Annotated in this window: 6 protein-coding genes and 1 pseudogene; all 7 read right to left on the bottom strand. The window is 64.1% G+C overall.

The window, feature by feature from the left end; genetic code table 11:
* Nucleotides 1-80: 80 nt before the first annotated feature.
* A complete protein-coding gene (gene leuB / locus AC1D0P_RS20245) occupies nt 81-1151 on the bottom strand; it encodes a 3-isopropylmalate dehydrogenase (protein ID WP_477678395.1) in 1071 nt (356 codons plus the stop codon).
* Between the two features lie 69 nt (nt 1152-1220).
* Complete coding sequence (gene leuD / locus AC1D0P_RS20240; protein WP_477678394.1) at nt 1221-1871, bottom strand: 3-isopropylmalate dehydratase small subunit; 651 nt, start codon at nt 1869-1871, stop codon at nt 1221-1223.
* Entirely contained in the window at nt 1872-2009 is a 138-nt protein-coding gene (locus tag AC1D0P_RS20235; RefSeq protein ID WP_477678393.1) for an entericidin A/B family lipoprotein, read from the bottom strand.
* Nucleotides 2010-2033: 24 nt separating this feature from the next.
* Nucleotides 2034-3455: a 3-isopropylmalate dehydratase large subunit gene (gene leuC, locus AC1D0P_RS20230; RefSeq protein WP_477678392.1), complete on the bottom strand. Its 1422-nt coding sequence runs from the start codon at nt 3453-3455 to the stop codon at nt 2034-2036.
* A 43-nt stretch (nt 3456-3498) separates the two neighbouring features.
* Nucleotides 3499-4473 carry a LysR family transcriptional regulator gene (locus AC1D0P_RS20225; RefSeq protein ID WP_477678391.1) on the bottom strand — a complete coding sequence of 325 codons (975 nt, stop codon included), beginning with the start codon at nt 4471-4473 and terminating at the stop codon, nt 3499-3501.
* 185 nt (nt 4474-4658) lie between these two features.
* Nucleotides 4659-5969: a citrate synthase gene (gene gltA / locus AC1D0P_RS20220; protein WP_477678390.1), complete on the bottom strand. Its 1311-nt coding sequence runs from the start codon at nt 5967-5969 to the stop codon at nt 4659-4661.
* 49 nt (nt 5970-6018) lie between these two features.
* Nucleotides 6019-6173: pseudogene (locus tag AC1D0P_RS20215) on the bottom strand (succinate dehydrogenase assembly factor 2); the annotation flags it as partial.

The raw sequence follows: 6173 nt of genomic DNA, 5'->3' as shown, positions 1-6173 counted from the left end.
ATTGTAGCCAGCCTTGGCTTTGCCGAGGCTGACAACCGCCCCAAACTCTCGGCAAAGCGCCGGTTTGCGGCGAAAAAACGTCAGGCCAAAGCCTTGACGACCGCGTCGCCCATCTGCACCGTGCCGACCTTGGTCGTGCCTTCGCTGTAGATGTCGGGTGTGCGCAGGCCCTGGCTCAGCACGGCGTCCACGGCTTTTTCGATGCGGGCGGCGGCTTCGGGCTGGTTCAGGCTGAAGCGCAGCATCATGGCCGCGCTCAAAATCGTCGCCAGCGGATTCGCCACGCCCTTGCCGGCGATGTCGGGCGCGCTGCCATGGCTGGGCTCATAGAGGCCCTGGTTCTTGTCGTTCAGGCTGGCCGAAGGCAGCATGCCGATGGAGCCGGTCAACATGGCGGCGGCGTCGCTCAGGATGTCGCCGAACATATTGCCGGTGACGACCACGTCAAACTTCTTGGGCGCCTTGACCAGCTGCATGGCCGCGTTGTCCACGTACATGTGGTCCAGCGCAACGTCGGGGTATTGCGTACCGACCTCGGTGACCACGTCTTTCCAGAGCTGGAAGGTTTCCAGCACATTGGCTTTGTCGACGCTGGTCACGCGCTTGTCGCGTTTGCGGGCGGCCTGGAAGGCGACGTGGGCGATGCGCTCGATCTCGGGGCGCGAATAGCGCATGGTGTCGAAAGCCTCTTCCGAGCCGGGGAAGTGCCCGTCGGGCGAAACGCGGCGGCCGCGCGGCTGGCCGAAGTAGATGTCGCCGGTCAGTTCGCGGATGATGAGGATGTCCAGGCCGGACACCAGCTCGCGCTTGAGACTGGAGGCGTCGACCAGCTGGGCGTAGCAGATCGCGGGGCGGAAGTTGGCGAACAGGCCCAGGTTCTTGCGCAGGCCCAGGATGGCTTGCTCGGGGCGCAGCGGCCGGTCGAGCTTGTCGTATTTCCAGTCACCGACCGCGCCGAACAACACAGCGTCAGCGTCCTTGGCGAGCTTGAGCGTGGCTTCGGGCAGCGGATGGCCGTGGGCCTCGTAGGCGGCGCCGCCGACCAGTGCGCTTTCGGTTTCGAATTTCAGGTCAAGTGCCTTCAGGACCTTGACGGCTTCCGCGACGATTTCAGTGCCAATGCCGTCACCCGGCAGGATTGCGATTTTCATGATTGCTGTCTTTGTGATGGCCGCGCGCGCCCATGGGGACGGCCCGCGGTGGATTCTGGGGAAAGGTGTTCAGCCCGCGGCGGTGTGGCTCAGCCAGGGCTTGGTCGCCAGGCGCTCGGCTTCAAAGGCCTTGATCTTGTCACTCTGGCGCAAGGTCAGGCCGATGTCGTCCAGGCCGTTGAGCAGGCAGTACTTGCGGAAGGCCTGCACCTCGAAGGGGAGCTCCTCGCCCTGCGGCTTGACGACGACCTGGCGTTCCAGGTCCACCGTGAGCTGGTAGCCGGGAAAGGCCAGCGCTTCGTCGAACAGCTGGGCCACCTGCGCCTCGGGCAGCACGATGGGCAGCAGGCCGTTCTTGAAGCTGTTGTTGAAGAAGATGTCGGCGTAGCTGGGCGCGATGATGGCGCGAAAGCCGTACTGGTCCAGTGCCCAGGGCGCGTGTTCGCGTGAGGAGCCGCAGCCGAAATTCTTGCGCGCCAGCAGGACGGAGGCGCCGGCGTAGCGCGGCTGGTTCAGCACGAAGTCGGGGTTGGGCTTGCGCGTGGCCGGRTCCTGGCCGGGAAAGCCCGCGTCCAGGTAGCGCCATTCGTCAAACAGGTTGGGCCCGAAGCCCGTCTTGCGGATGGACTTGAGGAACTGCTTGGGGATGATGGCGTCGGTGTCGACGTTCTCGCGGTCCATGGGGGCCACGAGACCCTTGTGTACGGTGAATTTTTGCATTTACTTCTTTGCGGCGTTTTCGATTTTTTCGCCGACCTTCTGGACGTCCTGCCCGACACCCCGGAAGGTGTTGCAGCCAGCCAGCAGAACGGCCACGGAGGCCAGTGACAGCGCAAGCAGGGTTTTGATTTTTTTCATGGAAGTTCCTCCTGGGGCTGGTGGTTAGACAAACTTGCGGATATCGACAAAGTGGCCGTGCACGGCCGCCGCCGCCGCCATCGCGGGGCTGACCAGGTGGGTGCGCCCGCCGGCGCCCTGGCGGCCTTCGAAGTTGCGGTTGCTGGTGGAGGCGCAGCGCTCGCCCGGCTCCAGCCGGTCGGCGTTCATGGCCAGGCACATGGAGCAGCCCGGCTCGCGCCATTCAAAGCCGGCGGCCACAAAAATCTTGTCCAGGCCTTCGCGCTCGGCCTGTTCCTTGACCAGGCCGGAGCCCGGCACCACCAGCGCGAGCTTCACATTTTTGGCGACCTTCTGGCCTATCTTTTTGATCACGGCCGCGGCTTCGCGCATGTCCTCGATGCGGCTGTTGGTGCAGGAGCCGATGAACACCTTGTCGACGTAGAGGTCGTTCAGCGCCTTGCCGGGCTCCAGGCCCATGTACTTCAGCGCGCGCTCGATGGCGTCGCGCTTGTTGGCGTCTTTTTCCTTGTCGGGGTCGGGCACGCGGTCGTCGATGGACAGCACCATTTCGGGCGAGGTGCCCCAGGTGACCTGCGGCAGGATCTGGCTGGCGTCGAGTTCGACCACGGCGTCGAATTTCGCGTCGGGATCGGAGTGCAGGGTGTTCCAGTATTTGGCGGCCATGTCCCATTCGACGCCGGTGGGCGAGAGCAGGCGGCCCTTGACGTAATCGATGGTTTTTTGGTCCACCGCCACCAGGCCGGCGCGCGCGCCCGCTTCAATCGCCATGTTGCAGACCGTCATGCGGCCTTCCATGCTGAGCGCGCGTATCGCCGCGCCGGCGAATTCAATCGTGTAGCCGGTGCCTCCTGCTGTTCCGATCTTTCCAATGATCGCCAGCACGATGTCCTTGCCGGTCAAGCCGGGTGCGAGCTTGCCCTCGACCTTCACGAGCATGTTTTTGGCCTTCTTGGCCAGCAGGGTCTGCGTGGCCATCACGTGCTCGACCTCGCTGGTGCCTATGCCRTGCGCCAGCGCGCCGAAGGCGCCGTGGGTGGAGGTGTGCGAGTCGCCGCAGACCACCGTCATGCCGGGCAGGGTGGCGCCGCTTTCGGGGCCGATCACATGCACGATGCCCTGGCGCTTGGAGAGGAAGGGGAAGAAGGCGGCCGCGCCGAATTCCTTGATGTTGCTGTCCAGCGTGGTGATCTGTTCCTTGCTGACCAGGTCGGTGATGCCGTCGTAGCCGAGCTCCCAGCCGGTGGTGGGCGTGTTGTGGTCGGCGGTGGCGACGATGGAGCTGATGCGCCAGACCTTGCGGCCGGCCTCGCGCAGGCCTTCAAAGGCCTGCGGGCTGGTGACTTCATGCACCAGGTGGCGGTCAATGTAGAGGATGGCCGTGCCGTCTTCTTCGGTATGGACGACGTGTTCGTCCCAGATTTTGTCGTAAAGGGTGCGTCCCATGGTTTCCTTCGTGGTCTCTTGTGTCGTCTGTCGTGGGGTGATTTTAGGCGGCTGCGTGGGCCGGGGCCGCCGCGCTTTTCGCGGCCTTCAGGCTGCCGTGTTGGGGCGCGGGCAGCGTCAGGTGGTCGACCAGCAGCCGCGCCGTCAGCGGCAGGGTGGAAAAGTCGCGCGCCACCAGTTGGATCTGGCGCTCCGCCCAGCTGTCCAGCAACGGGATGGATTCAAGTTCGCCGACGCCGTGCGTCAGTTCGAAGGCGCGCTGCGGCATCACGCCCACGCCCAGGCCGTTGTGGATCATGCGGCACATGGCGTCCAGGCCGGTCACGTGGATGCGCAGCTTGATGGTGCGCCCCAGCCGCGCTGCGGCCTCGCGCATGGCCAGGTAGATCGAGCTGTTGGAATGCAGGCCGACCTGGTCGTAGTCCAGTGCCGCTTCGAAGCGTATGGCGCCCTGCGCGCACAGCGCGTGGCCGCGCGGGACGATGAGCACGAGTTTGTCGCTGCGGTAGGGCAGGGTCTGCAGGTCGCCTGCGCCGTCGGCGGTATTACAGATGCCCAGGTCGGCCGCGCCTTCCTGCACGGCGCGGACGACTTCGGTGCTCAGGTGCTCCTCGAGGTCTATCTTGATGCCGGAGTGTTCTCGCGTGAACGCGCCCAGGTCCTCGGGCAAGAACTGCACGATGGCCGAGATGCTGGCATGCACGCGCACATGGCCGCGCACGCCGTCGGCGTATTCGCTGAGTTCGCTCTGCATTTTTTCGAGGCTGAACAGCACCGAGCGCGCATGGTGCAGCAGGCTTTCGCCGGCCGGCGTCAGGTCGACGCCGCGGGTGTGGCGGTACAGCAGGGGGGTGTCCAGCGTGGCTTCGAGGTCGGAGAGGCGCTTGCTCACGGCGGAGGCGGCGATGAATTCGCGCTCGGCCGCCTTGCCGATGCTGCCCAGCTCGCACACGGCCACAAAGAGTTGAAGCGAGGTCAGGTCAATGCGGCGGGCAAAGTTGCGTTCTGAGCTTTTCATGGGGCTTGTGGCGTGGCGTCATCGCGTTCGACGACGGTAGATCGCTATTTTGCCGCTAAGAACCGGGTTTTGTCATCGCAATACGCGATGGCCCGCTTGCCGATGGGCGTTTTCCCCCTGGCCCGGGCGTAAAAAAGCCCGCCGATGCTGCCATCAGGCGGGCTTTGCGCCAAGGCGCGGGTGGCTTAGCGCTTGGCCAGCGGCTTGACCTGGCGGGTCGTGGAGCCGGTGAACAGCTGGCGTGGGCGGCCGATCTTGTACTCGGGGTCGCCGATCATTTCATTGAGCTGGGCGATCCAGCCGACCGTGCGGGCCAGGGCGAAGACGGCAGTGAACAGCGGCACGGGGATGCCGATGGCGCGCTGCACGATGCCGGAGTAGAAGTCGACGTTGGGGTAGAGCTTGCGCGAGACGAAGTAGTCGTCTTCGAGGGCGATCTTTTCCAGGGCCATGGCCAGCTTGAACAGCGGGTCGTTTTCCAGGCCCATTTCCTGCAGCACTTCCTTGCAGGTTTCCTGCATGAGCTTGGCGCGCGGGTCGTAGTTTTTGTAGACGCGGTGGCCGAAGCCCATCAGCTTGACGCCGGAACTCTTGTCCTTGACCTGCTTGATGAATTCGCCGATCTTCTCGACGCCGCCCTGCTTCTGGATGTCGCCCAGCATGTTGAGGGCTGCTTCATTGGCACCGCCGTGGGCCGGGCCCCAGAGGCAGGCCACACCGGCCGCGATGGCGGCGAAGGGGTTGGTGCCGGAGGAACCGCACAGGCGCACGGTGGAGGTCGAGGCGTTCTGTTCGTGGTCGGCGTGCAGGATAAAGATGCGGTCCAGGGCGCGTTCAAGCACCGGGTTGACCTTGTACTCTTCGCACGGCGTGGCGAACATCATGTGCAGGAAGTTGCCGGCGTAGCTCAGGTTGTTCTTGGGGTACATGTAGGGCTGGCCCACGGTGTACTTGTAAGCCATGGCGACCAGGGTCGGCATCTTGGCGATCAGGCGGATCGCGGCGATTTCGCGGTGTTCCGGGTTGTTGATGTCGGTGCTGTCATGGTAGAAGGCCGACAGGGCGCCGACCAGGCCGGTCATGATGGCCATCGGATGCGCGTCGCGGCGGAAACCGCGCAGGAAGAACTGCATCTGCTCGTTGACCATGGTGTGGTTGGTCACGCGGTGCACGAAGTCGGTCTTCTGCGCCACGTTGGGCAGCTCTCCGTACAGCAGCAGGTGGCAGGTTTCCATGTAGTCGCAGTTGGTGGCCAGCTGCTCGATGGGGTAGCCGCGGTACAGCAGCTCGCCCTTGTCGCCGTCGATGTAGGTGATGGCCGACTGGCAGGCGGCGGTCGACAGGAAACCGGGGTCATAGGTGAACATGCCGGTTTGCGCGTACAGCTTGCGGATGTCGACGACGTCCGGGCCGACATTGCCCTGGTACACCGGCAGGTCGATGCTGGGGCTGCCGTTGCTGAAGGACAGGGTGGCTTTGTTGTCAGCTAGCTTCATTTCTTGCTTCTTTCTTTCGTATCAGTGTCAATGAGGGACGGGCGGGTAATCAGGGGGCCGGCGCCGCGGGCTGCAGCAACTTTAAAACCTCATGGGCTTCAGAAGTAGAGGCGCTTGCCTTGGCGGCTTCATCGGGCAGCTGGCCAGCTTCTTTTCGTTTTAACAGCAGGTCCAGCAAATCGTTGTCGGACAACTCCATTAAAT

The sequence above is a fragment of the Polaromonas sp. P1_G2 genome (genome assembly GCF_056405515.1).
This window is presented reverse-complemented; position numbering and strand designations above follow the sequence as displayed.

What these genes read in the sequence shown, in the direction of transcription:
- leuB (WP_477678395.1), bottom strand. Translation starts at nt 1,151, where the DNA reads ATGAAAATCGCAATCCTGCCGGGTGACGGCATTGGCACTGAAATCGTC.
- AC1D0P_RS20235 (WP_477678393.1), bottom strand. Translation starts at nt 2,009, where the DNA reads ATGAAAAAAATCAAAACCCTGCTTGCGCTGTCACTGGCCTCCGTGGCC.
- gltA (WP_477678390.1), bottom strand. Translation starts at nt 5,969, where the DNA reads ATGAAGCTAGCTGACAACAAAGCCACCCTGTCCTTCAGCAACGGCAGC.
- AC1D0P_RS20225 (WP_477678391.1), bottom strand. Translation starts at nt 4,473, where the DNA reads ATGAAAAGCTCAGAACGCAACTTTGCCCGCCGCATTGACCTGACCTCG.